The sequence below is a fragment of the Stenotrophomonas maltophilia group sp. SKK55 genome (assembly GCF_057179845.1).
On sequence record NZ_JBXUHP010000011.1, the window covers coordinates 354,336 to 378,127 of the forward strand.

General features: G+C 67.1%; 24 protein-coding genes. 5 read left to right on the top strand and 19 right to left on the bottom strand.

The window, feature by feature from the left end; genetic code table 11:
- The 9 genes from AC2A1N_RS06590 to rlmD all read right to left on the bottom strand — a co-directional run bounded on the left by AC2A1N_RS06590 (window position 1) and on the right by rlmD (window position 7,284).
- Window positions 1–270 carry a hypothetical protein gene (locus AC2A1N_RS06590; RefSeq protein ID WP_053500349.1) on the bottom strand — a complete coding sequence of 90 codons (270 nt, stop codon included), beginning with the start codon at window positions 268–270 and terminating at the stop codon, window positions 1–3.
- 180 nt (window positions 271–450) lie between these two features.
- Window positions 451–1,719, bottom strand: coding sequence for an FAD-dependent oxidoreductase (locus tag AC2A1N_RS06595; protein ID WP_242894009.1), 1,269 nt, complete (start codon window positions 1,717–1,719; stop codon window positions 451–453).
- A 126-nt stretch (window positions 1,720–1,845) separates the two neighbouring features.
- Entirely contained in the window at window positions 1,846–2,052 is a 207-nt protein-coding gene (locus AC2A1N_RS06600) for a cold-shock protein (protein ID WP_005410590.1), read from the bottom strand.
- Between the two features lie 88 nt (window positions 2,053–2,140).
- Window positions 2,141–2,887 (bottom strand): S-methyl-5'-thioinosine phosphorylase, encoded by a 747-nt coding sequence (locus tag AC2A1N_RS06605; protein ID WP_242894012.1) that lies wholly within the window; start codon window positions 2,885–2,887, stop codon window positions 2,141–2,143.
- Between the two features lie 81 nt (window positions 2,888–2,968).
- Complete coding sequence (locus AC2A1N_RS06610) at window positions 2,969–3,523, bottom strand: hypoxanthine-guanine phosphoribosyltransferase (protein ID WP_005418223.1); 555 nt, start codon at window positions 3,521–3,523, stop codon at window positions 2,969–2,971.
- Window positions 3,523–4,530, bottom strand: a complete 1,008-nt coding sequence (gene nagZ / locus AC2A1N_RS06615; RefSeq protein ID WP_061479808.1) for a beta-N-acetylhexosaminidase — start codon at window positions 4,528–4,530, stop codon at window positions 3,523–3,525. Before nagZ ends, AC2A1N_RS06610 begins: the two co-directional genes overlap by 1 nt.
- Window positions 4,531–4,620: 90 nt before the next feature.
- Window positions 4,621–5,316 carry a DsbA family oxidoreductase gene (locus AC2A1N_RS06620; RefSeq protein WP_061479809.1) on the bottom strand — a complete coding sequence of 232 codons (696 nt, stop codon included), beginning with the start codon at window positions 5,314–5,316 and terminating at the stop codon, window positions 4,621–4,623.
- Between the two features lie 113 nt (window positions 5,317–5,429).
- The gene (locus AC2A1N_RS06625) at window positions 5,430–5,915 is read right to left on the bottom strand and encodes a CYTH domain-containing protein (protein WP_031270571.1); all 486 of its coding nucleotides are present in this window, start codon (window positions 5,913–5,915) and stop codon (window positions 5,430–5,432) included.
- A gap of 34 nt (window positions 5,916–5,949) precedes the next feature.
- Window positions 5,950–7,284, bottom strand: a complete 1,335-nt coding sequence (rlmD, locus tag AC2A1N_RS06630) for a 23S rRNA (uracil(1939)-C(5))-methyltransferase RlmD (RefSeq protein ID WP_061479810.1) — start codon at window positions 7,282–7,284, stop codon at window positions 5,950–5,952.
- A 127-nt stretch (window positions 7,285–7,411) separates the two neighbouring features.
- Between rlmD and AC2A1N_RS06635 the strand changes: the two genes are divergently transcribed.
- The gene (locus tag AC2A1N_RS06635; RefSeq protein ID WP_005418228.1) at window positions 7,412–8,140 is read left to right on the top strand and encodes a response regulator; all 729 of its coding nucleotides are present in this window, start codon (window positions 7,412–7,414) and stop codon (window positions 8,138–8,140) included.
- 588 nt (window positions 8,141–8,728) lie between these two features.
- Here AC2A1N_RS06635 and recO read toward each other — a convergent pair.
- From recO to rpoE, 9 genes are all read right to left on the bottom strand, one after another.
- Window positions 8,729–9,448: a DNA repair protein RecO gene (gene recO / locus AC2A1N_RS06640; protein WP_049447075.1), complete on the bottom strand. Its 720-nt coding sequence runs from the start codon at window positions 9,446–9,448 to the stop codon at window positions 8,729–8,731.
- Between the two features lie 18 nt (window positions 9,449–9,466).
- Entirely contained in the window at window positions 9,467–10,363 is an 897-nt protein-coding gene (gene era / locus AC2A1N_RS06645) for a GTPase Era (RefSeq protein ID WP_005410599.1), read from the bottom strand.
- Window positions 10,360–11,040, bottom strand: a complete 681-nt coding sequence (rnc, locus tag AC2A1N_RS06650; RefSeq protein WP_061479811.1) for a ribonuclease III — start codon at window positions 11,038–11,040, stop codon at window positions 10,360–10,362. The genes era and rnc overlap by 4 nt, the downstream gene beginning before the upstream one ends.
- Window positions 11,030–11,413, bottom strand: a complete 384-nt coding sequence (locus tag AC2A1N_RS06655) for a DUF4845 domain-containing protein (protein WP_014038086.1) — start codon at window positions 11,411–11,413, stop codon at window positions 11,030–11,032. The genes rnc and AC2A1N_RS06655 overlap by 11 nt, the downstream gene beginning before the upstream one ends.
- 37 nt (window positions 11,414–11,450) lie before the next feature.
- Window positions 11,451–12,245 carry a signal peptidase I gene (gene lepB / locus AC2A1N_RS06660; protein WP_005418234.1) on the bottom strand — a complete coding sequence of 265 codons (795 nt, stop codon included), beginning with the start codon at window positions 12,243–12,245 and terminating at the stop codon, window positions 11,451–11,453.
- Window positions 12,246–12,299: 54 nt separating this feature from the next.
- A complete protein-coding gene (lepA, locus tag AC2A1N_RS06665; protein WP_005418237.1) occupies window positions 12,300–14,093 on the bottom strand; it encodes a translation elongation factor 4 in 1,794 nt (597 codons plus the stop codon).
- Window positions 14,094–14,275: 182 nt separating this feature from the next.
- Window positions 14,276–15,808 carry a DegQ family serine endoprotease gene (locus AC2A1N_RS06670; protein ID WP_061479812.1) on the bottom strand — a complete coding sequence of 511 codons (1,533 nt, stop codon included), beginning with the start codon at window positions 15,806–15,808 and terminating at the stop codon, window positions 14,276–14,278.
- 74 nt (window positions 15,809–15,882) lie between these two features.
- Window positions 15,883–16,764 carry a sigma-E factor negative regulatory protein gene (locus AC2A1N_RS06675; RefSeq protein WP_061479813.1) on the bottom strand — a complete coding sequence of 294 codons (882 nt, stop codon included), beginning with the start codon at window positions 16,762–16,764 and terminating at the stop codon, window positions 15,883–15,885.
- The gene (gene rpoE, locus AC2A1N_RS06680; RefSeq protein ID WP_005418256.1) at window positions 16,761–17,381 is read right to left on the bottom strand and encodes an RNA polymerase sigma factor RpoE; all 621 of its coding nucleotides are present in this window, start codon (window positions 17,379–17,381) and stop codon (window positions 16,761–16,763) included. Before rpoE ends, AC2A1N_RS06675 begins: the two co-directional genes overlap by 4 nt.
- Before the next feature lie 235 nt (window positions 17,382–17,616).
- On the opposite strand from rpoE, the gene AC2A1N_RS06685 reads away from it, so the two are divergent.
- From AC2A1N_RS06685 to AC2A1N_RS06700, 4 genes are all read left to right on the top strand, one after another.
- A complete protein-coding gene (locus AC2A1N_RS06685; RefSeq protein ID WP_484371813.1) occupies window positions 17,617–19,680 on the top strand; it encodes a 3-hydroxyacyl-CoA dehydrogenase NAD-binding domain-containing protein in 2,064 nt (687 codons plus the stop codon).
- 709 nt (window positions 19,681–20,389) lie between these two features.
- Entirely contained in the window at window positions 20,390–21,253 is an 864-nt protein-coding gene (locus AC2A1N_RS06690) for a pirin family protein (protein ID WP_061479815.1), read from the top strand.
- Window positions 21,254–21,374: 121 nt separating this feature from the next.
- Window positions 21,375–22,094: an aquaporin Z gene (gene aqpZ, locus AC2A1N_RS06695; protein WP_057493448.1), complete on the top strand. Its 720-nt coding sequence runs from the start codon at window positions 21,375–21,377 to the stop codon at window positions 22,092–22,094.
- 196 nt (window positions 22,095–22,290) lie between these two features.
- Window positions 22,291–22,749 (top strand): hypothetical protein, encoded by a 459-nt coding sequence (locus AC2A1N_RS06700; RefSeq protein ID WP_032954397.1) that lies wholly within the window; start codon window positions 22,291–22,293, stop codon window positions 22,747–22,749.
- A 128-nt stretch (window positions 22,750–22,877) separates the two neighbouring features.
- On the opposite strand, the gene AC2A1N_RS06705 is transcribed toward AC2A1N_RS06700, so the two are convergent.
- Window positions 22,878–23,729, bottom strand: coding sequence for a pirin family protein (locus AC2A1N_RS06705; protein ID WP_053499689.1), 852 nt, complete (start codon window positions 23,727–23,729; stop codon window positions 22,878–22,880).
- Window positions 23,730–23,792 lie beyond the last annotated feature (63 nt).

Here is a 23,792-nt window from a genome sequence, read left to right on the forward strand (position 1 = left end):
TCAGGCCGGACGGATATCCAGCTGCGGCATCAGCTGGAACTCAGGCGTGTCCTCTTCCCGTCGCCGCGGCAATGCCTGGATCGCCGCCAGCATCTCCTGCGCGCAGGTGCGGATGCGCGTGTGGTGCTCCGGCGACGCATGACTGATCAGGCTGCCGACATGGAACTCGAACACGTCCTCCAGTACGTCGGGCTGGTCCTCGTGCAGCATCTGCAACAGACCGCGCAGCTTGCAGATTTCCGATTCCAGCTCCTCGACCGCGAACAACATGGCATCCTCCTCTTCGACAACAGGCGGCACATCCGGGCCGCAACAGGCCGCGACGGCAGCGCCTCCCGGGCCACGCGCGATGTTGATCACGGAAAGGAAAACGGGCGACGCGCAATCGCGTGCAACCTACTTCTCGCATATGCGCAGTGAGGCAACCGTTAATTCACGTGACGACGCGTTTCACGCAGTGGCTGTGATCACGTTGATGCGAGGCACCTGCGCCGCAGTGGCCAGCGCGTCGACGAAGGCCGGATCCAGCGCGAGCGAACCGAACCAGCCATGCTGGGTACCGCTGAGCACACGCAGCATGTGACCACGTCCACCCGGCAGGCGCCCCATCGGGCCGAGCAGCACGTCGCGCGCTTTGGCCCAGGCATCGCGATCGGACTGGAACAGCGGCGTCAGCCAACGGCTCCAGCGCTGGTAGACCGCAACGTGTGCCCTGCGCTGCGCCTGGTAGGCCTGCAATGCCGCGGCACCGCCACCATGCGCGCGCAAGGCATCGCGCAGCGCCAGCGCATCGAGCAGCGCCATGTTCACGCCCTGGCCCAGCTGTGGGCTCATCGCATGCGCGGCATCGCCGGCCAGCACCATGCGGCCGTGATGCCAGCGCGTCATCACCGCGTCGCGGTAGACGGCCCGTGCCAGCTGGCCGGCATCACGCAGATGCGCGAAGCGTGCACTGGCCTGCGGCCACAGCGCATGCAGTTCGTCCAGCCAGGGCGTCATGCCGTCGGCCTGCCAACGTTCGAAATCGGCGCGTGGCAGGCTCCAGAAAAAGCTCAGGCGCGGCGTGTCATCACCGGGCCGCGTACCGACCGGCAACAGCCCGATCATCTTGCGCGCGGCCACGTAGCGCTGCCGCAGCTCCTGCAGGTGTGGCCAGTCTTCGGCCGGCAACAGGCACCACAGCGCACCCCACGGATACACGCGATCCAGTCCGTTACCGTCTTTGATCGTGCCGCGCAGCGTCGAGGCCGCACCATCGGCGGCCACCACCAGGTCGAACGCACCGTGCAGGCGCCCTTCGCTGTCACGCAGGCGGCCGTGCTCGGCATCCACTGCGGCGATGCTGACGCCGGCATGCAGCTGGCCCGCACCTGCACGCGCATCATCCAGCAACGAGAACAGGGCGCCGCGCTGCATGCCAAGGCCGTGCAGGCGCGCGTCCAGGCCGGCGTAGCGCATGTCCATCACTGCGCGTTCGCACGGCGTATCGCCGTACAGGCGATGCACCGGCGCGGCATGCGCGCGCACGGCGTCAAGCAGGCCCATCTGCCACAGCACCTGCAGGCCGCTGGGCTGCAGCAGGAAACCGGCGCCAACCGGTCCCGGCGTGGGCACACGTTCGAAGATCTCCACCTCGTGGCCATCACGGGAGAGCAGGATGGACAATGCCTGTCCAGCGGTGCCGTAGCCGATCACGGCGATGCGCAGTCGTTCCTTCATGGGCGCATTGTGCCCGAGCGCAAATCCGGATGCCCAGCGGGGCCTCCGCCCACGGCAGCGCAATTCTTGTCGCAGCGCAAAAAAAAACCCCGCCGGAGCGGGGTTTTCAACGCACTGTCGAGTGGATCACTCGGCCGGCGTGATGTTCGAAGCCTGGGCGCCCTTCGGGCCCTGGGTCACGTCATAGGTGACACGCTGGCCTTCCTGCAGGCTGCGGAAGCCCTTGGAGTTGATGGCGGAGAAGTGCGCGAACACGTCGGCGCTGCCATCCTCCGGCGAGATGAAGCCAAATCCCTTGGCGTCGTTGAACCACTTGACGGTACCGTTCGGCATGGTGATGCGAGACCTTATGCAATGAATGGGTGGTGTACGCTGAACCCGCGCACAAGCTGAGTATGCAAAGCTTGCTCGGGGAAGACAATCACCCCCGCGCCAATTCGCCCACCAGTTCCGGAAGTCCGTTGCTGGCCGCCTGCACATTGGCCAGCACTTCGGCCATCGTAATCTCCTCGCCATCACCGCAGCCGGCGGCCCAGTTGGCGATGATCGCCAGGCAGGCATAATCCAGCCCCAGCTCCCGCGCCAGTGCGGCTTCCGGCATGCCGGTCATGCCCACCAGATCGCAACCGTCGCGGCGCATGCGGGCGATTTCGGCGATCGTTTCCAGGCGCGGGCCCTGCGTTGCGCCATAGCAGCCACCGTCATGGACCGTGACACCGGTCACTTTGGCTGCCGCCAGGATCTTGTTGCGCAGCATCGGCGTGTACGGATGGCCGAAATCGACGTGGACCACGTCGGAGCCTTCTTCTTCACAGATCGTGCTGATGCGGCCCCAGGTGTAGTCGATGATCTGGTCCGGGCAGGCGAGCACGCGCGGACCGAAGTTCTCGGTGATGCCACCCACCGTGTTCAATGCCAGCACCCGCTGCGCGCCCAGCTGCTGCAGCACAGCCAGGTTGGCGCGGTAGTTGATCTTGTGCGGCGGCAGCGAATGCCCCTCGCCATGCCGCGCCAGGAACGCCACGCGATGGCCGAGCAGCGTGCCCACGCGCACCGGGCCCGATGGGCGGCCGAAGCGGGTGTCGACCTCGTGGGTCTGCACGTCGTCAAGCTTGGCCAGGTTGTAGACACCGGTACCGCCGATCACGGCCAGGGCGATCTGTTGCATTCGAAGCACTCCATGAAAAGACGAACGCCGGCACCCGAGGATGCCGGCGATGGAAAAGACGCGCCGCGGGCGGCCGCGCCGTTATTCCTTCATTGCGTAGATGGCCGGCACGCAGCGCAGGGTTTCGTTGACGTCCATGCCGAAGCCGAACACGTAGCGGTCCGGCAGCTCGATGCCCGCGTAATCGGCGGTCACGTCAGGCAGCGCACGGTCGTGCTTCTTCACGGTCATCGCAGCGATGCGCACATCGGTCGCGCCCTGCTCCAGGCACCAGGTGCGAACGCCCTGCAGGGTGTAGCCCTCGTCGAGGATGTCGTCGACCAGCAGCACGCGGCGGCCGAACAGCGAGGTGGCCGGCTTGTGCTTCCAGACCAGGTCACCGCCGGTGGTTTCGCCGCGGTAGCGGGTGGCGTGCAGGTAATCGAACTGCACGTCCTGGCCGCGCGCGCCCAGTTCCAGCGCCAGCTGGCCGGCGAACGGCAGCGCACCATGCATGATCGACAGGAACAACGGCACCTCGCCCTTGTAATCGCGCGCGATGGCGTCGGCGATAGCAGCGATGGCCTTGTCGATGGTGGGGCGGTCGACCAGCAGGTCAGCCTGGGCCAGGGCCTGGGAAATGGTGAGGTTGGGCATCAGACGGTTCTTCCAAGGGTTTCAAGCAGACGGGATTGGGTGTCGCCATGGCGGGCATCGGCCAGCAGGCCGTCCCAGCCGAGCGCGCCGCGGCCGAGCAGGCCCAGCAGCGCAGCAGTATTGAGGGAGCGTCCCTGCACCGCATGCAGGGCTTCATCGACCAGTTCCGGATGGCAGACCAGCACCACGTCGCAGCCGGCGTCCAGGTGCGCGTGCACGCGTGCCGGCACGCCGCCGGCGCTGTGCGAGGCGGCCATGCCGATGTCATCGGAGAACACCACGCCGCGGAAGCCGAGTTCGCCGCGCAGGATGTCCTGGATCCAGCGTGGGGAATAGCCGGCGGGCTCCGGTGCCACCTGCGGATAGATCACGTGCGCCATCATCACCGCATCGGCACCGGCGGCGATGCCGGCCTGGAACGGCACCAGGTCCTGCGCGCGCAGTTCGTCCAGCGCGCGTGGATCGATCGCGGTATCCACGTGGGTGTCTTCCAGCACGGTGCCGTGGCCAGGGAAATGCTTGAGCGTGGCGGCCATGCCGACCGCGTGCATGCCGCGCACATAGGCTGCGGTGAACGCGGCCACGACCTGCGGGTCTTCACTGAAGGCGCGGTTGCCGATGGCGCGGTTGCCGCGGCCAAGGTCGACCACCGGGGCGAAGCTGAGATCCAGGCCGCTGGCGCGGACTTCACTGGCCATCAGCCAGGCGTGCTGCTCGGCCAGCGCCAGGGCCTGCTGCGGGTCGGTGGCGTACAGGGCACCAATGTCCTGCAGCGGCGGAAGATCGCTGTAGCCCTCGCGGAAGCGCTGTACGCGGCCGCCCTCCTGGTCCACGCAGATCAGCTGCGGGCGCGGGGCAGCGGCACGGATGGCCGCGCTCAGATCGGTCACCTGCTGGCGCGAGGCGAAGTTGCGCTTGAACAGCACCACTCCGGCCACGGCGTCGTGCTGCAGCCAGTCACGTTCCTGGGCGGTCAGTTCGGTGCCGGCAACGCCGATCAGCAGCATGGTCGATCTCCACAACGCGCGCCCGCATGGCGCAGTGCCGCATTGTCGCAGAACCGGCCGACAGGCGCAGTGGTCAGAAAAAGGAGCCGGTCAGACCTTGCAGCTGTCCGGGCCGCAGGCCTCGTCGCCGTCAGCCGGGGTGGCCGGGGCGCCCTGTTCGGCCGCGATCTGCTGCAGGGCCTGGGCGAACGCTTCTGGCGGCTGGGCCCCGGAAATCGCCCACTTCCCATCGATGACGAAGGTCGGCACCGAAGAAATGCCCAGTGCATGGGCCTGCGCCAGCTTGGCTTCGACCTCGGCCAGCCCCCGGTCGGAGGCCAGCATCTGCGCGATTTCACCACCGTCCAGGCCGCCCGCCACGCCGGCCTTCACCAGCACTGCGGTATCGGCCAGGTTCTGGCCATGCTCGAAGTGGGCGCGGAACAGCGTTTCACCCACCGCATCCTGCACGCCATGCTGGCCGGCCAGCCACAACACCCGATGCGCCGGCAGTGTGGTCACCCGCACCTGGCCCTGGTTGAAATCCATCGGCAGCCCCTCCGCGCGCGCGGTGGTCTGGGTCTGGCCGAGGATCTGCTCGGTGCGCTCCACGCCCCCGAACTTGCGCGCATAGGCCTCGCGCAGCGGCACCGGGGTGTCGTCCGCATCCGGGTCCAGCTGGAACGGCTGCCAGTGGATATCGAGGTCAGGCGCATTGGCGCCCAGCAACTGCACGCCCTGCTGGAAACGATGCTTGCCAATCCAGCACCAGGGGCAGACCACGTCGGAGTAGATGTCGATTCTCATCCCCACGACATGGGGACCGCCTTCCTCGATAAAAGGGGACGGAGGGGATTAAGTCGCTTTCCGCACAGGCGGGGTAAAGACGACTTAATCCCCTCCGTCCCCTTTTTGGGGGTTCACCACTCTGAATACGGGCGGCTGGCCAGGGCAACGTTGTAGTAGCGGGCGTCATCGGTCACTTCGGCGCCGACCCAGTCCGGCAGGTCGATGGCTTGGTCCGCGCTTTCCAGCTCGACTTCGGCCACCACCAGGCCGGCGTTGTCACCGAGGAACTCGTCCACTTCCCAGGTCAGGCCGGCGTGTTCGACCAGATGGCGGCGCTTGTCGATCAGGCCGCCGACACACAACGCCAGCAGTGCGCGCGCGTCCTCCACGGGGATCGGGTAGTCGAACTCCTGCCGGGTGTGGCCGAGGGTGCGCGACTTCAGGTTCAGCGCGGCGTGGTCGCCTTCGATGCGCACGCGCACCGAGGCGTTCTGGGTGCCGCGGTCGAGCGCGCCCATGTCGTTGATGTAGCCCTGCGCCATCGGGATCACCCGATGCGCGGCGGTGCGCCAGCCATCGCTGCTGACCAGGAATTTGCGTTCGATTTCGATGCCCATGGCGCAATTATGCGCCACGGGTGATGACAGCTGCTCAGCGCTTTTCGAATACCGCGATGCTTTCCACGTGCGCGGTGTGCGGGAACATGTCCATGGCACCGGCGCTGACCAGGGTAAAGCCCTGTTCGTTGACCAGATAGCCGGCATCGCGCGCCAGCGAGCCCGGGTGGCAGCTGACGTAGACGATGCGCTTGAACTGCTTCAGCGGCAGCTGCTGCAGCACTTCGATCGCGCCCGAGCGCGGCGGATCCAGCAGCAGCTTGTCGAAGCCCTGGCGCATCCACGCCGTGCTGCGCTGGTCCTGGGTCAGGTCGGCGCTGAAGAACTGCGCGTTGGCCAGGCCGTTGCGCTCCGCGTTCTCACGTGCACGCGCGACGAGGCCGGCATCGCCTTCCACACCCACCACTTCACGCACACGGCGGGCCAGCGGCAGGGTGAAGTTGCCCAGGCCGCAGAACAGGTCCAGCACGCGCTCGTCCTTACCCGGCTGCAGCAGGTCCAGGGCGTGGGCGATCATCTTCTCGTTGAGCTTGGCGTTGACCTGGATGAAATCCAACGGGCGGAACGCCAGCTCGACATCCCACGGCGCCAGCCGGAACGACAGCGCCACGCCCTGCCCGTCCAGCGGCTGCACGGTGTCCACGCCGCCGGACTGCAGGTAGATCACGAACCCATGCTGCTGGCCGAAGGCAGCCCAGGCCGCGCGGTCCGCATCGCTGAGCGGTTGCAGGTGGCGCACGGTCAGCACCACCGCCTGGTCACCGGCGATGAACTCGATCTGCGGGATGTCGCGCTTGCCATCGAGCGTTTCAATGAAGGTGGACAGCGCCTCGACCTTGGTGCCGATTTCCGGAATCACCGTCAGGCATTGGCTGAGGTCGGCGACGAAACGCGGATCCTGTTCACGGAAGCCGACCAGGGTCTTGTCCTTCTTCTCGACCCGGCGCACCGAGAAGCGGCCCTTGCGGCGGTAACCCCAGCTCTCGCCGACCAGCGGCGGCAGCACGGTGCCCGGCTTCACATGGCCGATCCGCTCCAGGTTGTCCATCAGCACGCGCTGCTTGGCGACGATCTGCTGGGCCTCGTCCAGGTGCTGCAGTACGCAGCCGGCACAGGTGCCGAAATGGGGGCACTTGGGGGTCACCCGCTGCGGCGAGGCCTGCAGCACCTCCAGCGTGCGCGCCTCGTCGAAATGGCGGCTGCGGGCTGTCTGTTCGGCCATCACCACCTCACCGGGCAGGGCGCCGCTGACGAAGGTAACCTTGCCGCCCTCGCCTTCACGGCGGGCGACACCGCGACCATCATGGCTGAGGTCGAGGATCTCGGTCTGGAACGGGGTACGGTCGGTGCGGGAGCGGGATCGGGCCACGTGGCAACAGGCTGCGGGCAAAAATGGGGGCGTATTGTCGCAGATCCTGACCGATGGGGCCCGGACCCGCTTGCGCCCGTGGCCGCCGTGCTTGATGATTGGGACAGCTGACATGGAGGCAGCCCTGATGCAGATGACCCCGCGGGCCGCACGGCCCCGCTTCCTGCTTGTCGAGGACGACATCATCAGCCGCGGTTTTTTCAAGGCGGCGTTGGAAACGTTACCGGCGGATGTGGATACCGCAGATTCGCTGGCCAGTGCCCTGGCCAGTGCCGAGCCCGGCTCGCATGACCTGTGGCTGATCGACGTCAACCTGCCGGACGGCAATGGCGCGCAGCTGTTGCGTGAGTTGCGCCGTTCACATCCCGACACGCCGGCACTGGCACATACCGCCGACGGCGATGCCTCCATTCACGCCCGCCTGCGCGAAGCTGGTTTCAGCGACACCCTGGTCAAGCCACTGGGCCGCGACCAGCTGCTGAAGGCCGTGCGCCGAGCGCTGGTCAACAGCCCGGCGGGGATCTTCGTGGCACAGGCCCCGGCCGCGGTCGAACTGGCCGTACAGGACTGGGACGAGACCGCAGCCCTGGCAGCGCTCAATGGCCAGCGCAACCACCTGATCGCACTGCGCGAACTGTTCCTGGCCGAGTTGCCGGGCGTGCGCGACGCGGTCGAGCAGGCGGTCGACCAGCACGACGAGCGCCAGTTGCGCAGCCAGCTGCACCGGTTGCAGGCCAGTTGTGGCTTCGTCGGCGCGGCACGGCTGGGGCGCGCGGTGCGGCAACTGCATCACGCGCCCGAGTCCGGGCAGGCCCAGGCGGGGTTCCGCGACGCGGTGGCGGCCCTGCTGCATTGAGGGTTGCTCGGCAGGGCTGCGCCCTGCACCCGCAGAGGCTTCAAGCCAAGGCAACAGCAAAAGCTGGCATTCCGTGGGCTGGCGGGGCGGTGTCGGAGTGCGGGGACGCCGCAAGTACGTCCCTGTAGGCTTGGCAGCCGCATCCATGCGGCTGACACCCCGCCCTCCGATACCGCCCCACCTCTGACAGTTTTCCGCGATCGGGTAGATCCACGCCATGCGTGGATGAATCTCTGTCAGATATCGAAATCAATCTGGGGTCGGATCCGTTTTCCTGTGGAAAACGGATCCGACCCCATGCCATTCCGACAGCTCGCAAGAATCTGTCGAAGGCGGGGTGGGTCCGGTTGAGGGGGCGTGAGCCGCATGGATGCGGCGACCGAGCTTACATGGGTGAGGGGGCTTTGCTTGCGAAGCACTGCTTCGCAAGCGCCCGAACGCACAGCCGCCAGCGGCTGGGCCGGGCCCCGGCGGGGTACTTACAGCGCCCCCCTCAACCGGACCCACCCCGCCTCCCCACGGATAGCCAGCTTCTGCCGTTGACGTTGACTCTGCAGGTGCAGGGCTGCAAGCCCTGCCGAACACCCCCTACCTGCGGGGCGCGAGCTGCTCGAGCATTTCCCAGGACTTCAGGCCGCGTGGCCCCAGGTGATGGGCCAGCACCCGCCGCATCGGCAGGCGCAGGCTGGCCAGATCGGCGGCATCCGGCTCTTCGTCAGCCGCCAGCGCCAACAGCGCCGACCCGGTGGCGGCTGCCCGGCGCTCCCCGCCGCGCTCGCTCAGCAGGCGCTGCGCACCCTCCTGCGGGTCCAGTTCGTAGCGTGCCGCCGGGTCGATCGGCTGGCCATCGCTGGCGCTGTCCAGCTCGAAACCCAGGCCCAGTGCAGACAGCAGCTCGCGTTCGAAACGGCGCAGGGTCCAGGCCAGGCCAGCGCCCACCGCCAGCCGCGCACGCGCCTCGCCGTAGGCGAGGTACAGCTCCGGCAGCGGGTCCTGGCGCGGGGCCAGGCGCAGGGTCAGCTCGCTCAGGTAGAAACCGGCGAGCATCGCCTGCCCGACCAGGCGTGGCGCGGCATCCAGCGCCTCGGCGCCACGCAGCTGGGCCAGTTCCCCCCGCTGCTGGGCACTGAAGCGGATCCACTGCAACGGCTGCAGGGCGGCGCGCAGCACCTGGCCCTTGGCAGTGGACACGCCACGCGCAAGCAGGCCGATACGGCCATGCTGCGCGCTCAACACTTCGACCAGCAGGCTGGTCTCGCGGTAGGCCCGTGCGTGCAGCACGAAGCCGGTGTCGTCCTCGATCATCATCGAAGCGACTACAACGCCTTACTCGTAACCGAAGGCCTTCAGCGCGGCCTCGTCGTCGGACCAGCCTTCACGCACGCGCACCCAGGTTTCCAGGAACACCTTGGCCCCGAACAGACGCTCCATCTGCAGGCGGGACTTGGCGCCGATCTCCTTCAGGCGAGCGCCGCCCTTGCCGATCACGATGGCCTTCTGGCCTTCACGCTCGACCCAGATCACCGCACCGATGCGCAGCAGGTTGCCGTCCTCGGTGAAGCGCTCGATCTCGACAGTGGTGGCGTACGGCAGTTCCTCGCCGAGCTGGCGCATCAGCTGCTCGCGCACCAGTTCACCGGCCAGGAAACGCTGGCTGCGGTCGGTGATCTCGTCCTCGCCGAACATTGGCGGGGCTTCCGGCAGCAGCTTCAGCACGTCGCGCACCAGCGCTTCCAGGCCGTTGCGCTTCTGCGCGGAGATCGGATGCACGGCGGCGAAGTCGCGACCCTCGGTCACCTGCTGCAGGAACGGCAGCAACGCGCCCTTTTCCTTCAGGCGATCGATCTTGTTGACCACCAGCACCACCGGGATGCCGGCGTCGCGCAGCACGTTGAACGCCAGGCTGTCCTCTTCATCCCAGCGACCGGCTTCGATCACCAGCAGGCCGGCATCGACGCCTTCCAGCGAGCCACGCGCGGCGCGATTCATCACCCGGTTCATCGCACGCTTCTGCACCTTGTGCAGGCCGGGGGTGTCGACCAGCACCAGCTGGCCTTCCGGATAGGTGGCGATGCCCAGCAGGCGATGGCGCGTGGTCTGCGGACGGTTGGAGACGATGCTGACCTTGGCGCCGACCAGGGCATTGGTCAGGGTCGACTTGCCCACGTTCGGGCGGCCGATGACGGCCACGCTGCCGCAATGATGGGGAGTTTGTTCGCTCACTTGGAATCCAGTTGTTCTAGGACGGCCGCAGCCGCCTGTTGTTCGGCAAGCCGCCGCGAGGCGCCTTCGCCCTCGGTGCTGGCGGCCGGGTCGGCTACGTTGCAGCGTACCCGGAAGTGCTTGGCGTGGTCGTCACCGGATTCTGACACCAGTTCATACTGCGGCAACGGCTTCTGTCGGGCCTGCAGCCATTCCTGCAGGCGGGTCTTGGGGTCCTTCTCGGGTCGGCCGGAGGCCGGCAGTGCCTCGATCGAAGCGCTGAACCAGGGCAGTACCACCGCCCGGCAGGCCTCGAAACCGGCGTCCAGGTAGATCGCAGCCACCACGGCTTCCACCGCGTCGGCCAGGATCGAATCACGACGGTGGCCACCGGACTTCATTTCGCCCGGGCCCAGGATCAGCCGCTCGCCCAGCTCCAGGCTACGTCCAATCACCGCCAGCGCGCCCTCACGCACCAGTTCGGCGCGGGCACGGGTCATCGCGCCCTCGTCAGCCTTGGGCCAGCGTCGGTACAACGCCTCGGCCGCCATCATGTTGACGATGCTGTCGCCCAGGAACTCCAGGCGCTCGTTGTGTGGCGCACCGGCGCTACGATGCGTCAGCGCCTGCTTGAGCAGCGCCGGGTCGCGGAAGGGATGACCGATCAGGTCACCACGTTGGAAAGGTTTATTCGGCACCGCTTCGGGTCAGGTCCTGGGATGAATCGAATTTGCCAACCACGTCCAGGTTGCCGACCAGCGGACGGCGCACTTCGTAGTTGACCTTGAGAGTCCAGCCGTTGTCGCGACGGTCGAACTTCACGTTGGCCGGCTTCACGTTTTCCGAGTAATTGATGTACAGGCGCTTGAAGAACAGATCCTGGATCCGGGCCGGCTCCATGCTGCCCACACCCGGCTCCTTGGCCAGGCTCTTCATCGCCGAGCGCACCGCGTAATACTCCTGGTACATCGGGAACAGCTTCATGCCGATGTAAAGGAAGAAACCCACCACGATCAGGACCGCCAGGAACGAGGTCAGGGTCATGCCACGCTGCGTGTTCATCGTCTTCATTGCGTTCTCCCCAGATACGCGTTGGATGTGAAGGTACTCAGTTGATGCTCGAGCCGATCCGCGACGGCTCGAAGCCATCCTTGCAGAACCAGCCCTGGCAGTTCAGCCAGATCAGGAAGGCCTTGCCGCGCAGGTTTTCTTCCGGCAGCAGGCCCCAGAAGCGGCCATCGTCGCTGTTGTCACGATTGTCGCCCATCACCAGATACTTGCCGGCCGGTACGGTCCACTGGCCCTGGCCACGCGGATAGTCGGTCTCCAGCACGGTATGGGTACGGCCCGGCAGGTGCTCGACCAGCAGGTTGGCGCCCTCGCCCTGGCCCTTGTGGCCGGCATAGATGCCCTTGTTGTCGTACTTCAGCGGTTCGCCATTGAGGATCACGCCGTCGCCTTCGAAGACCACGGTGTCACCCGGCACGCCGATCACGCGCTTGATGAAGTTCTCGCCCTTGGCCGGGTCGTTGTCGCTGTGGCCGGGAAAGTGGAACACCACCACGTCGCCGCGCGACGGCTCGCCGAAGGGGACGATCTTGGTGTTGCTGATCGGCAGGCGCAGGCCGTAGGAAAACTTGTTGACCAGGATGAAATCGCCGATCAGCAGGTTCGGCATCATCGAGCTGGACGGGATCTTGTACGGCTCGGCGATGAAACTGCGCACGATCAGCACGATCGCCAGCACCGGGAAGAATGCACGCGAGTAGTCCACCAGCACCGGCTCGGTGTCGAGCAGGCCCGCGCGCTGGGCGCGGCGCTTGGCGAGGTACAGCTTGTCGGCGAGCAGGATCAGGCCCGAGGCCAGGGTCAGCACGACCAGGAGGATCTCAAACAGTTTCATTCAGGGTCCTTTGCAACGTCACCAGACGACCGGCCCCGCGAGGCCGGTGCGGGCTTACTTGTTGTCCATCTGCAGCACGGCCAGGAACGCTTCCTGCGGGATCTCCACGCGGCCGACCTGCTTCATGCGCTTCTTGCCTTCCTTCTGCTTTTCCAGAAGCTTCTTCTTGCGCGAGACGTCGCCACCATAGCACTTGGCCAGCACGTTCTTGCGCATCGCCTTGACCGTGGTGCGGGCGATGATCTGCGAGCCGACGGCGGCCTGGATGGCCACGTCGAACATCTGCCGGGGGATCAGGTCCTTCATCTTCTCGCACAGCTCGCGGCCACGGCGGTCGGCGTGGCTGCGGTGCACGATCAGCGACAGTGCGTCGACCTTGTCACCGTTGATCAGCACGTCGACGCGCACGAACGGGCCGGCGTCGAAGCGCACGAAGTGGTAGTCCAGCGAGGCATAGCCACGGCTGACCGACTTGAGCTTGTCGAAGAAGTCCAGCACCACCTCGGCCATCGGCAGCTCGTAGCTGATCTGCACCTGGCTGCCCAGGTAGTTGATGCCGATCTGGCTGCCGCGCTTTTCTTCGCACAGCTTGATGATGTTGCCGATGTATTCCTCGGGAGTGAGCACATTGGCGCGGATGATCGGCTCGCGGATCTCCTCGACCTGGTTCACCGGCGGCAGCTTGGCCGGGTTGTCCATGTTGATGACCGAGCCGTCGGTCTTCAGGACCTCATACACCACCGTCGGCGCGGTGCTGATCAGGTCCAGGTTGTATTCGCGTTCCAGGCGCTCCTGCACGATCTCCATGTGCAGCATGCCCAGGAAGCCACAGCGGAAGCCGAAGCCCATCGCTTCGGAGCTTTCCGGCTCGAAACGCAGCGCGGCATCGTTCAGGCGCAGCTTGTCCAGCGCTTCGCGCAGGTCCGGGTAGTCCTCGGCATCGACCGGGAACAGGCCGGCGAACACGCGCGGCTGCATTTCCTGGAAGCCCGGCAGCGGCTTCGGCGCCGGATCGCCGGCCAGGGTGAGGGTGTCGCCGACCGGCGCACCATGCACGTCCTTGATGCTGGCGGTGACCCAGCCCACTTCACCGGCACGCAGCGCCGGCAGCACCTTGCGCTTGGGAGTGAACACGCCGACGTTGTCGACCTGGTGGTTGCGGCCGGTCGACATCACCTGCAGCTTGTCACCGGCCTTGATCTCGCCCTGCATCACGCGCACCAGCGAGACCACGCCCAGGTAGTTGTCGAACCACGAGTCGATGATCAGCGCCTGCAGCTTGTCGGTGTCGCGCGGCACCGGCGGCGGGATGCGATGGACGATCGCCTCCAGCACGTCCTGCACGTTGAGGCCGGTCTTGGCACTGACCGGCACGGCGTCGGAAGCGTCGATGCCGATCACGGCCTCGATCTCGGCCTTGGCGCGCTCGATGTCGGCGGTGGGCAGGTCGATCTTGTTGATCACCGGCACCACTTCCAGGCCCTGCTCCACTGCGGTATAGCAGTTCGCCACCGACTGCGCTTCCACGCCCTGCGCCGCATCGACCACCAGCAGCGCGCCCTCGCAGGCGGCCAGCGAGCGGCTGACTTCATAGGAGAAGTCGACGTGGCCGGGGGTGTCGATGAAGTTCAGGTGATAGGTCTGCCCGTCCTTGGCCAGGTACGGCAGTGACACCGATTGCGCCTTGATCGTGATGCCACGCTCGCGCTCGATGGGATTGGAGTCGAGCACCTGCGCTTCCATCTCGCGGGCCTGCAGGCCACCACAGAGCTGGATGATGCGGTCGGCCAGCGTGGACTTGCCGTGGTCGACATGGGCGATGATGGAGAAGTTGCGGATGTTCCGCATCGAATCAGAAGACATAGGTGGCGGCGGCGCGCGGCGTCGTCAGGGTAACGGTCGATTATCGCATGCCCGGCGCCCGGCCGCGAAAACTGCCTCATCGGACCGGGGCCAGAACGGCCGAAGCCCCGCCGGGGCGGGGCTTCGGGGGCCGCGCCGGCGCCGCCGAAGCGGCCCCGGCAGGAGCCTTACTGGCCGGCCTTCACCGCCACGAAGGCGCTGTTGCCGTTGGCCGTGCGGACCAGCAGCATCACCACGTCGTCCTTCTTGAAGCTGGACAACGCCCGGTTCAGGGCATCCACGCTGCCGACCGCAGTGCGGCCGACCTGCAGGATCACCATGCCCGGCGACAGGCCGGCATCGCGTGCCGCCTGGCCCTTGACCCCGGTGATGCGCACGCCTTCATTGCCGTTGAGCCCCAACTGCTTGCGCTGGGCCGCGTTCAGGTCGCTGACATCCAGCCCCAGCAGGGCGTTGGCACCGGTCTGCGGAGCCGCCTCGCCACCGCCAGCCGACGGCCCGCGGGCATTGGCCTGCCCGTCCTCGCTCAGTGCGGTCAGCGTGGCACTGAGCTCATGCGGCTTGCCGTCGCGGTAAACCACCAGGTTCACCTTGCTGCCCGGCGCCATCGCACCGATCAGCGGCGGCAGGTCGGACCAGCTGTTGACCGCGCTGCCGTTGACCGAGCGGATGACATCGCCCACCTGCACGCCGGCCTTGGCGGCCGCACTGCCGGCCACGATCTGGTTGACCAGCGCGCCGCGGCTGTCTGGCAGGCCCAGTCCCTGCGCCTTCAACGAATCGATCGGTTCGACCACCGCGCCGAGCTGGCCGCGGGTGACCTTGCCGCTCTTCTTGATCTGCTCGACCGCGCTCATCGCCAGGTCGATCGGGATCGCGAAGCTGATGCCCATGTAGCCACCGGAGGCCGAGAAGATCTGCGAGTTGATGCCGACCACTTCGCCGCGGGTGTTCAGCAGCGGCCCACCGGAATTGCCCTGGTTGATCGCCACGTCGGTCTGGATGAATGGCACGTAGCGCTGGTCCGGCCCCCCCGTACTGCGACCGACGGCGCTGACCACGCCGGCGGTAACGGAATGGTCGAGGCCGAACGGCGAGCCGATCGCGACAACCCATTGGCCCGGCTTCAGGGTGTTGGAATCGCCCACGCGCACGGTGGGCAGGTTCTTGCCATCGATCTTGAGCAGGGCCACGTCGTACTGCTGGTCGCTGCCCACCACCTTGGCAGTGAACTCGCGGCTGTCGCCCAGCTTGACCTTCACCTCGCTGGCGTCGGCCACCACGTGGTAGTTGGTCAGCACATAGCCATCGGGCGAGATGATGAAGCCCGATCCCATGCCACGCCCCTTGATGCTGGGACCGCCATCCTGCCCACCCGGCCCCTGCCCCGGCATCGGGAAGTCAGGGCCGAAGAAGCGGCGGAAGAACTCCGGCATGTCATCGTCGCCCATCGGGCCGCGCGAGGCCTGGCGGTTGTTGCGGACGATGGTGGTGTCGACGTTGACCACGCCCGGGCCGACCTGTTCGACCAGGTTGGTGAAGTCAGGCAAGCCACTGACCAGCGGTTGTGCAGGCGCCCGCGGCGCCGCGGCCGGCGCAGGCTGGGCCGGGGCGGCAGGCGCCGGCGCCTGCGCGCAGGCCACCAGGGGAAGGGTCAGGGCCAGCAGGCCAATGGCCTGCGTGCGAAGTCGGGGAGTCATCGGACGGCAACCTCCGGGTCGGATGGAAAGAGGAATACGGGCCCCGCCGACGGCGGGGCGTGAAGGCGCCCGGCTCAGTCGCGCGGGCGCGGCGGCACCGGCAGGTCGTCCTGCAGGCGCGGCTCGAACGGGTAGAACGCGGCACCGCCGGCGCGGGCCGGGAAACTGGCATTGAGCGCACCACCCGCGGTCGGCGCCAGGCTGGAGCGCGGCCACGGCCGGGCCTGCAGCCCGCCGACCTCACCGAATGGCAGGTTGTGGTTGGCGTTGGCCGGTACGGTCGGAGCCAGCGGTGCCTGCAGGGCGGCGATGGCGCGCTGCGGAGCGTCATCGCGCTGGGCGGCACGCGCGGCCTGCTGGCTGCGGGTTGCACTGGCGCGGCGGGCGTCCTGGCGACGGCTGGTGGCAGCCATCGCCACAGCCGGCGCCGCCGCCACGGCCATCGCGGCGGTATCCACCGATGCTTCGGTCACCGGGGCCGGCGCGGTTGGCGCCGGCGGCAGTTCCGCCTGGCTGGCGATCACCTGCGGCGCCAGCGGTTCACCCGGCGTGGCCTCCTTCAGTTTCTCGCCGCCGATGAACAGCGCGACGGCGGCCACCGACGCGGCCAGGGCGGCGCCGCCGCCCCAGGCCCGCCAGCCACTGCGACGTACCTGGCGACGCGGCTCGGCCTGTGGCGCCGGCTCGGCCGCGATGGCGGCAGCCACGGCGGCACTGAACCCGGCCGGAGCCAGTGCCGACGCCTGCCCGCGCATCACGTCGCCCAGCAGCTGCCAGCGCTCCTGGCAACCGGCCAGCTCGGGGTCGTGCTCCATCCGGCGCAGCAGGAAACGCGCTTCATCGGCGCCCAGCTCGCCATCGACCAGGGCCGACAGCTGCTCGCGATGGCGCTGGTCCAGGCGCTGCCCGGCGGGCGATTGATGGTTCTGCGATTCGTTGAACGGGTTACTGGTCATACGCGGCTCTTCTCACGGGTGGCGCTGCCGATGTCCAGCAGCGGCCGGAGTTCGGTGTCGATCGCCTCGCGCGCCCGGAAGATCCGTGAACGCACCGTGCCGATCGGGCACCCCATCTTCTGCGCGATATCCTCGTAGCTCAGGCCTTCCACCTCGCGCAGGGTGATCGCTGACCGGAGTTCTTCCGGCAGCGCGTTGACGGCCTTCATCACCGTCTGTTCCAGCTCCTGGCGCATCAACTCGCGTTCGGGCGTGTCGGTGTCACGCAGGCGCGTACCACTGTCGAACTGTTCGGCATCGCCGATGTCGATGTCATCGGTCGGCGGCCGTCGATTGTGTGAAGCCAGGTAGTTTTTGGCGGTATTCACGGCGATTCGATGCAACCAGGTTGAGAACTGGGCATCGCCACGGAAACTCCCGATCGCGCGGTAGGCACGGATGAAAGTGTCCTGGGCGACGTCCTGACATTCGCTCCAGTCGGCGATGTAGCGACCGACCAGGGCCACCACCCGATGCTGGTACTTGCGCACCAGGACATCGAAGGCGGCACTCTCGCCGTGCTGCACGCGCCGGACCAGTTCCAGATCCAGCTCCTGTGGTGTATCAACCTCGGCCATGAGGGGCCGCACTCCTGTCAGCCCAACCGACGTCGGGCAATGAGACTGCCAATCCCGGGAAAAGTTCAGTCGCCGATCACCTGGCGCCGCACCAGCTTTTAACCACCGTTCCGTTAGCGTCCCGGTCCACGGCCATGGATCCGGGGGCGCCACTCCCCTGCTATTGGGATTTGACGCGGGGGAAACAACCTCTGGATCATAGCCGCTTCTCCATACACAACCGGATGGAACGTCCATGCTCTCAGGCTTCGATGGTCTCCGCTTCAGCCACTGGCACCCCGAGATCCGCGACGACGGCGTGGTGGTTCTCTCCCTGGATCGTCAGGACAGCAGCGTCAACGCGATGTCGCAGGACGTGCTGCTGGAGCTGGGCGACCTGCTTGAGCGCATCGCGCTGGACCCACCCAAAGGCGTGGTGGTCCAGTCACTGAAGAAGGCCGGCTTCATTGCCGGTGCCGACCTGAAGGAGTTCCAGGAATTCGACCGTCGTGGCACTGTCAACGACGCGATCCGTCGTGGCCAGGCGACCTATCAGAAGCTGGCCGAGCTGCCCTGCCCCACCGTTGCGGCGATCCACGGCCACTGCCTGGGCGGCGGCACCGAACTGGCGCTGGCCTGCCGCTACCGCGTGGCGTCCAATGACAGCAGCACCCGCATCGGCCTGCCGGAAACCCAGCTGGGCATCTTCCCGGGCTGGGGCGGCAGCGCCCGCCTGCCGCAGTTGGTGGGCGCGCCGGCGGCGATGGACATGATGCTGACCGGCCGCACCCTGTCGGCCTCGGCCGCGCGTGGCATCGGCCTGGTCGACAAGGTGGTGGCGCCAGCGGTGGTGCTCGACACCGCCGTCGCGCTGGCGCTGTCCGGCACCACCCGCCCGTTCAAGCAGCGCGCGACGGCGTGGGCCACCAACACCTGGCTGGCGCGCAGGCTTCTGGCGCCGCAGATGGTCAAGCAGGTCGCACGCAAGGCGAAGAAGGACCAGTACCCGGCGCCGTACGCGCTGATCAGCACCTGGCAACGCAGTGGCGGCAAGCCGATCCAGGCCCGCCTGGACGCCGAGCGGCGCGCCGTGGTGAAGCTGGCCAGTACACCGACCGCGCGCAACCTGATCCGTATCTTCTTCCTCACCGAGCGACTGAAGGGCCTGGGCAGTGGTGATTCCGGCATCCGTCACGTGCACGTGGTCGGCGCCGGCGTGATGGGCGGCGACATCGCCGCGTGGGCCGCTTACAAGGGCTTCGAGGTGACCCTGCAGGACCGCGAGCAGCGCTTCATCGACCCGGCCATGGAACGCGCGCAGGCGCTGTTTGCCAAGAAGGTGCGCGACGAAAGCAAGCGCCCCGCCGTGGCCGCACGCCTGCGTGCCGACCTGGAAGGCAATGGGGTTGCCGAAGCGGATCTGGTGATCGAGGCGATCATCGAGAACCCGGAAGCCAAGCGTGCGCTGTACCAGACGCTGGAACCGAAGATGAAGCAGGACGCCCTGCTGACCACCAATACCTCGTCGATTCCACTGGTGGAACTGCGCGATCACATCCAGCGCCCGGCGCAGTTCGCCGGCCTGCACTACTTCAACCCGGTAGCACAGATGCCGCTGGTGGAAATCATCCACCACGATGGCATGGCGCCGGAGACCGAGCGCCGCCTGGCCGCGTTCTGCAAGGCGCTGGGCAAGTTCCCGGTGCCGGTGGCCGGCAGCCCGGGCTTCCTGGTCAACCGCGTGTTGTTCCCGTACATGCTGGAAGCCGCCACCGCCTACGCCGAAGGCATCCCGGGCCCGGTGATCGACAAGGCCGCCGTGAAGTTCGGCATGCCGATGGGCCCGATCGAACTGATCGATACCGTCGGCCTGGACGTGGCCGCCGGTGTCGGCCGCGAACTGGCGCCGTTCCTGGGCCTGCAGATTCCGGCCGCGCTGCAGACGGTGGAACCGGACAAGCGTGGCAAGAAGGATGGCCAGGGCATCTACACCTGGGAAAACGGCAAGCCGAAGAAGCCGGACGTGGCCAGCGACTACCAGGCCCCGGCCGACCTGGAAGACCGCCTGATCCTGCCGCTGTTGAACGAGGCAGTGGCGTGCCTGCACGAAGGCGTGGTGGCCGATACGGACCTGCTGGATGCCGGCGTGATCTTCGGCACCGGTTTCGCTCCGTTCCGCGGCGGTCCGATCCAGCACATCCGTGCGGTCGGTGCCGATGTGATCGTCGAGCGGTTGAAGGCGCTGCAGCAGCGCCACGGCGACCGTTTCGCCCCGCGCCCGGGCTGGGACAACCCCGTCCTGCGCGAACCGGTGGTCTGAGTTCATCGGCCGGGCCTGCGGCCCGGCACCCGCAGAGGCAACCGCCGAAGCAAAAGCCAAAGCCAGAGCCGGAGCAACAGCCGGCTCTGGCTTTTCTGTTTGTTGGGCGGGACGGTGTGGGCAGGCAGGACACGCCGTAAACCCCGCTCCGCGGTCCGGCCCAGCCGCTGGCGGCTGTGCGTTCGGGCGCTTGCAAAGCAGTGCTTCGCAAGCAAAGCGCCCTCACCCATGGGGGCTCGATGGCGCCATCTATGGCGCCAACGGTCCTGCAAGCCCACACCGCCCCACCCAGACAGTTTCCCGGTGACGGTTGGTGAACTGCGATGGCTGGTAGGTGTCGACCTTGGTCGAAACGCTTGAACCACGCGTGGACGCGAGCGAAGCGACCGGCGTTTGATCTTGATTTTCTTTTTTTCTTCTCCGTGGCTGGACGCACACGGAAACTGTCAGGGGCCGGGCGGGGTGGGTTCGCGGGGGTGTCCGCGGCATGGATGCCGCGGCCAAGCCTCCACGGACGGATTCACGGCGTCCCCCGCGAACCCACCCCGCCCGGCCAAGCACGGCTTGTGCTTGTGCCGTCAGCGACCAAGCAACCAGCCACGAGGGGCTGCGCCGTTGGCTGGAACACCCTGTTACCCATACGAGGCATGTCCCCGTCACAGCCGCATGCGATGCTGATCGCCTGATCCCTGCCAGCGAGAACGCCCGCATGACCACCATCATCGCTCCGCGCGTGCACGACATCGGCGGCCTCGAAGTCCGTCGCGCCGTCCCCACCCTGCAGGCCCGCAGCATCGGTTCGTTCGTGTTCGTCGACCAGATGGGCCCGGCACTGATGCACCCCGGCACCGCCATCGACGTGCGCCCGCATCCGCATATCGGCCTGGCCACGGTCACCTACCTGTGGTCGGGCGCGATCGGCCACCGCGACACACTTGGATCGGACCAGGTGATCCGTCCCGGCGACGTCAACTGGATGACCGCTGGTCGCGGCATTGCCCATTCCGAGCGGACACCGCAACCGGACCGCGACCATGACAACCCGATCCACGGCATGCAGACCTGGGTCGCGCTGCCGAAATCGCACGAGGAAATCGAGCCGGCGTTCTATCACCATGCTGCGGCCACCCTGCCCGAGCAGCGCCGCAACGGCGCCTGGCTGCGGGTGATCGCTGGCCGCGCCTATGGCGAGGAATCGCCGGTGAAAGTGTTCGCCGATACGCTCAATGTGGCGATCGATCTGGACGCGGACGCGGAAATCGACATCGACGACGGCCACCGCGAGCGCGCGCTGTACATCCTTGAGGGCGACGCGCAGTTGGATGGCGTGGACATCCCCGCACAGCACCTGGTCATCCCCGAAGCCGGCGCACGCGGCCGCCTGCGCGCAAAGACACCGGTAAAGGCGATGCTGTTCGGTGGCGAGCCGCTGGATGGCCCGCGCCACCTGTGGTGGAACTTCGTGTCCAGCTCGAAGGAGCGTATCGAGCAGGCTAAGCACGATTGGGAGGCCGGTCGCTTCGGCACCATCCCCGGCGACGACAAGGAGTTCATCCCGCTGCCGCAGTACTGAGCATCGCGTGTTGCACACAGCCGAGGGTGTATTCCTGCACCCGGCGTTGACGCTACAGTCACCCGCTGATCATTGAAATGTGACATAAATCACACTTTCGACCGTCAAAGGAGTGCAACACATGAGCATGGGTAAACGCTTGTCCGCCGAATTCCTCGGCACGTTCTGGCTGGTTCTGGGTGGCTGTGGTAGTGCGGTGCTGGCCGCCAAGTTCGGTGGTGACGGCAATCCGCTGGGTATCGGTTTCCTCGGCGTGGCGCTCGCCTTCGGCCTGACCGTGGTGACCGGCGCCTATGCGTTCGGCCATATCTCCGGTGCGCACTTCAATCCGGCGGTCAGCGTCGGCCTGTGGGCGGGTGGTCGCTTCCCGACCAGGGACCTGGTGCCGTACATCATCGCCCAGGTCGCCGGCGGCCTGCTGGCCGGCTTCATCCTGCTGCAGATCGCCTCCGGCGCCAGTGGCTTCGCCATCGACGGCAGCCAGGCCGGAGCGTTCGCCAGCAATGGCTATGGCGCGCTGTCGCCCGGTGGTTACAGCGTGGCGGCCGCCTTCCTGTGCGAAGTGGTACTGACGGCGGTGTTCCTGATCGTGATCATGGGTTCCACCCACGGCAAGGCACCGGCCGGATTCGCCCCGCTGGCGATCGGCCTGTCGCTGACCCTGATCCACCTGATCAGCATCCCGGTCACCAACACGTCGGTGAACCCGGCCCGCTCCACGGCCGTGGCCTTCTTCGCCGGCAGCGGTGCGGTCAGCCAGTTGTGGCTGTTCTGGGTCGCCCCGCTGCTGGGTGGCGCGATCGGTGGCCTGATCTACAAGTGGATCGGCAACGACCGCTGATCCCCGCAGCAACCATTGCGGCCGACCCTCGGCCGCAATGGTTGCGCTTGCAACCGCGAATTGTGCGATTGCTCACGTTCCGTTAAGGTTGAGTTGACCGTCCGTGCACATGCCGGATGGGGGGCGTCCGGGGATGGGATGCCATGGTCGCCGGCTCTGCTGGCGAAGCCAACCAATTCATCACCTTGGGGGATGCATGAAGTTCGTGCCTGTCATGTTGTCGAGCCTGCTTTTCGCTGCGGCCCACGCCGCCGCGCAGGCGCCGTCCGAATGTCCTTCGCTACCGGCCAGCAGCGGTCTGCAGTGGCAGCAGCAGGTGCAGGCCGATTTCCTGGTCTGCCGCGCCAGCACCCCTGATGGCCGGGAAGTGCTGAGCCTGATGCTCAGCGCGCGTGACCCGTCCATTCCGCTGAACCGCTCGCTGCGGCAGGAAAAAGGCAGCTTCGGCGGTGAATCGCTGTACTGGTACCAGCCCGACCTGGGCGGCCAGCAACCGCCGGGGTATGCCGAACGGCGCATCAGCGTGGTCAAGCTCGACAAGGGGCGTTACGCGCAGATTTCGCTGTATCCGGACAGCGCGCAGGAGCTGGGGTCACTGCAACAGCTGGCGCAGGGCATGAGCCTGACCCCGTCGGCCGTGGCCGCCGGGCGCTGAGGATGACGGGGATGACTGCCTGGCAGCATCCCCGCAGCGCGACCCGATCCAACGGTAGTGCCGGCCGCTGGCCGGCACCCCGATCCGCCTCCAGGCGAGGCAGTTTCCGGCCAGCGGCCGGTACTACGTCAGAACTTGCCTTCCTGGAAATCGACGAAGGCCTGCATCAGTTCCTGCCGCGTGTTCATCACGAACGGCCCGTGGCGCATCACCGGTTCGCGCAGCGGACGGCCGGCCACCAGGATCAGGCGCGCGCCTTCATTGCCGGCCGAGATGTGCAACTGCTCGCCACCGCCCAGCACCGCCAGTTCCTGGCGAGCGACGTCGCGCGCGGCGTCCTGCTCACCCACAGTCACGCCACCTTCGAACACGTACGCAAAGGCGTTGTGCCCTTCCGGCAGCGCGTAGGTCCAGGCACGGTCGGGCGCCAACGTGATGTCGAGGTAGAGCGGGTCGGTGGCCGGTTGCACGATCGGGCCGCGGGTGCCATCGACCGTGCCAGCGATCACCTTCACCTCCACGCCCGCTTCCGGGTGCACCACGGGAATCCGCTCAGGCGCGAACTCCTGGTACTTCGGCTCGGTCATCTTCTCCTTTGCCGGCAGGTTCACCCACAGCTGGAAGCCACGCATCTGCCCGCTTTCCTGCTCGGGCATCTCCGAGTGCACCAGGCCGCGGCCAGCGGTCATCCACTGCACGCTGCCCGGGGTCAGCAGGCCTTCGTTGCCATGGTTGTCGCGATGCCGCATGCGCCCGTCGAGCATGTAGGTGACGGTCTCGAATCCGCGGTGCGGATGCTCCGGGAAACCGGCGATGTAGTCCTCGGCGCGGTCGGTGCCGAATTCATCAAGCAGCAGGAACGGATCGAGGTCGGGCAGCGTCGGGCCACCGATGACGCGGGTCAGGCGCACGCCGGCACCGTCGGAGGTGGGCATGCCACGGATGGTCCGCAGCACGCGGACCGGTTCGGGAAAGCTCATGGCGACTCCTGTTGGATGGATGCCACTGAAGATGGACGCCGCACGGCCACACGCCAATGGACG

Excerpts from the sequence above, each read along its gene's own strand:
- AC2A1N_RS06590 (WP_053500349.1), bottom strand. The coding sequence starts at position 270 with ATGTTGTTCGCGGTCGAGGAGCTGGAATCGGAAATCTGCAAGCTGCGC.
- AC2A1N_RS06595 (WP_242894009.1), bottom strand. The coding sequence starts at position 1,719 with ATGAAGGAACGACTGCGCATCGCCGTGATCGGCTACGGCACCGCTGGA.
- AC2A1N_RS06600 (WP_005410590.1), bottom strand. The coding sequence starts at position 2,052 with ATGCCGAACGGTACCGTCAAGTGGTTCAACGACGCCAAGGGATTTGGC.
- AC2A1N_RS06605 (WP_242894012.1), bottom strand. The coding sequence starts at position 2,887 with ATGCAACAGATCGCCCTGGCCGTGATCGGCGGTACCGGTGTCTACAAC.
- AC2A1N_RS06610 (WP_005418223.1), bottom strand. The coding sequence starts at position 3,523 with ATGCCCAACCTCACCATTTCCCAGGCCCTGGCCCAGGCTGACCTGCTG.
- nagZ (WP_061479808.1), bottom strand. The coding sequence starts at position 4,530 with ATGCTGCTGATCGGCGTTGCCGGCACCGAACTGACCGCCCAGGAACGT.
- AC2A1N_RS06620 (WP_061479809.1), bottom strand. The coding sequence starts at position 5,316 with ATGAGAATCGACATCTACTCCGACGTGGTCTGCCCCTGGTGCTGGATT.
- AC2A1N_RS06625 (WP_031270571.1), bottom strand. The coding sequence starts at position 5,915 with ATGGGCATCGAAATCGAACGCAAATTCCTGGTCAGCAGCGATGGCTGG.
- AC2A1N_RS06635 (WP_005418228.1), top strand. The coding sequence starts at position 7,412 with ATGCAGATGACCCCGCGGGCCGCACGGCCCCGCTTCCTGCTTGTCGAG.
- recO (WP_049447075.1), bottom strand. The coding sequence starts at position 9,448 with ATGATGATCGAGGACGACACCGGCTTCGTGCTGCACGCACGGGCCTAC.
- AC2A1N_RS06655 (WP_014038086.1), bottom strand. The coding sequence starts at position 11,413 with ATGAAGACGATGAACACGCAGCGTGGCATGACCCTGACCTCGTTCCTG.
- lepB (WP_005418234.1), bottom strand. The coding sequence starts at position 12,245 with ATGAAACTGTTTGAGATCCTCCTGGTCGTGCTGACCCTGGCCTCGGGC.
- lepA (WP_005418237.1), bottom strand. The coding sequence starts at position 14,093 with ATGCGGAACATCCGCAACTTCTCCATCATCGCCCATGTCGACCACGGC.
- AC2A1N_RS06670 (WP_061479812.1), bottom strand. The coding sequence starts at position 15,808 with ATGACTCCCCGACTTCGCACGCAGGCCATTGGCCTGCTGGCCCTGACC.
- AC2A1N_RS06675 (WP_061479813.1), bottom strand. The coding sequence starts at position 16,764 with ATGACCAGTAACCCGTTCAACGAATCGCAGAACCATCAATCGCCCGCC.
- rpoE (WP_005418256.1), bottom strand. The coding sequence starts at position 17,381 with ATGGCCGAGGTTGATACACCACAGGAGCTGGATCTGGAACTGGTCCGG.
- AC2A1N_RS06685 (WP_484371813.1), top strand. The coding sequence starts at position 17,617 with ATGCTCTCAGGCTTCGATGGTCTCCGCTTCAGCCACTGGCACCCCGAG.
- AC2A1N_RS06690 (WP_061479815.1), top strand. The coding sequence starts at position 20,390 with ATGACCACCATCATCGCTCCGCGCGTGCACGACATCGGCGGCCTCGAA.
- aqpZ (WP_057493448.1), top strand. The coding sequence starts at position 21,375 with ATGAGCATGGGTAAACGCTTGTCCGCCGAATTCCTCGGCACGTTCTGG.
- AC2A1N_RS06700 (WP_032954397.1), top strand. The coding sequence starts at position 22,291 with ATGAAGTTCGTGCCTGTCATGTTGTCGAGCCTGCTTTTCGCTGCGGCC.
- AC2A1N_RS06705 (WP_053499689.1), bottom strand. The coding sequence starts at position 23,729 with ATGAGCTTTCCCGAACCGGTCCGCGTGCTGCGGACCATCCGTGGCATG.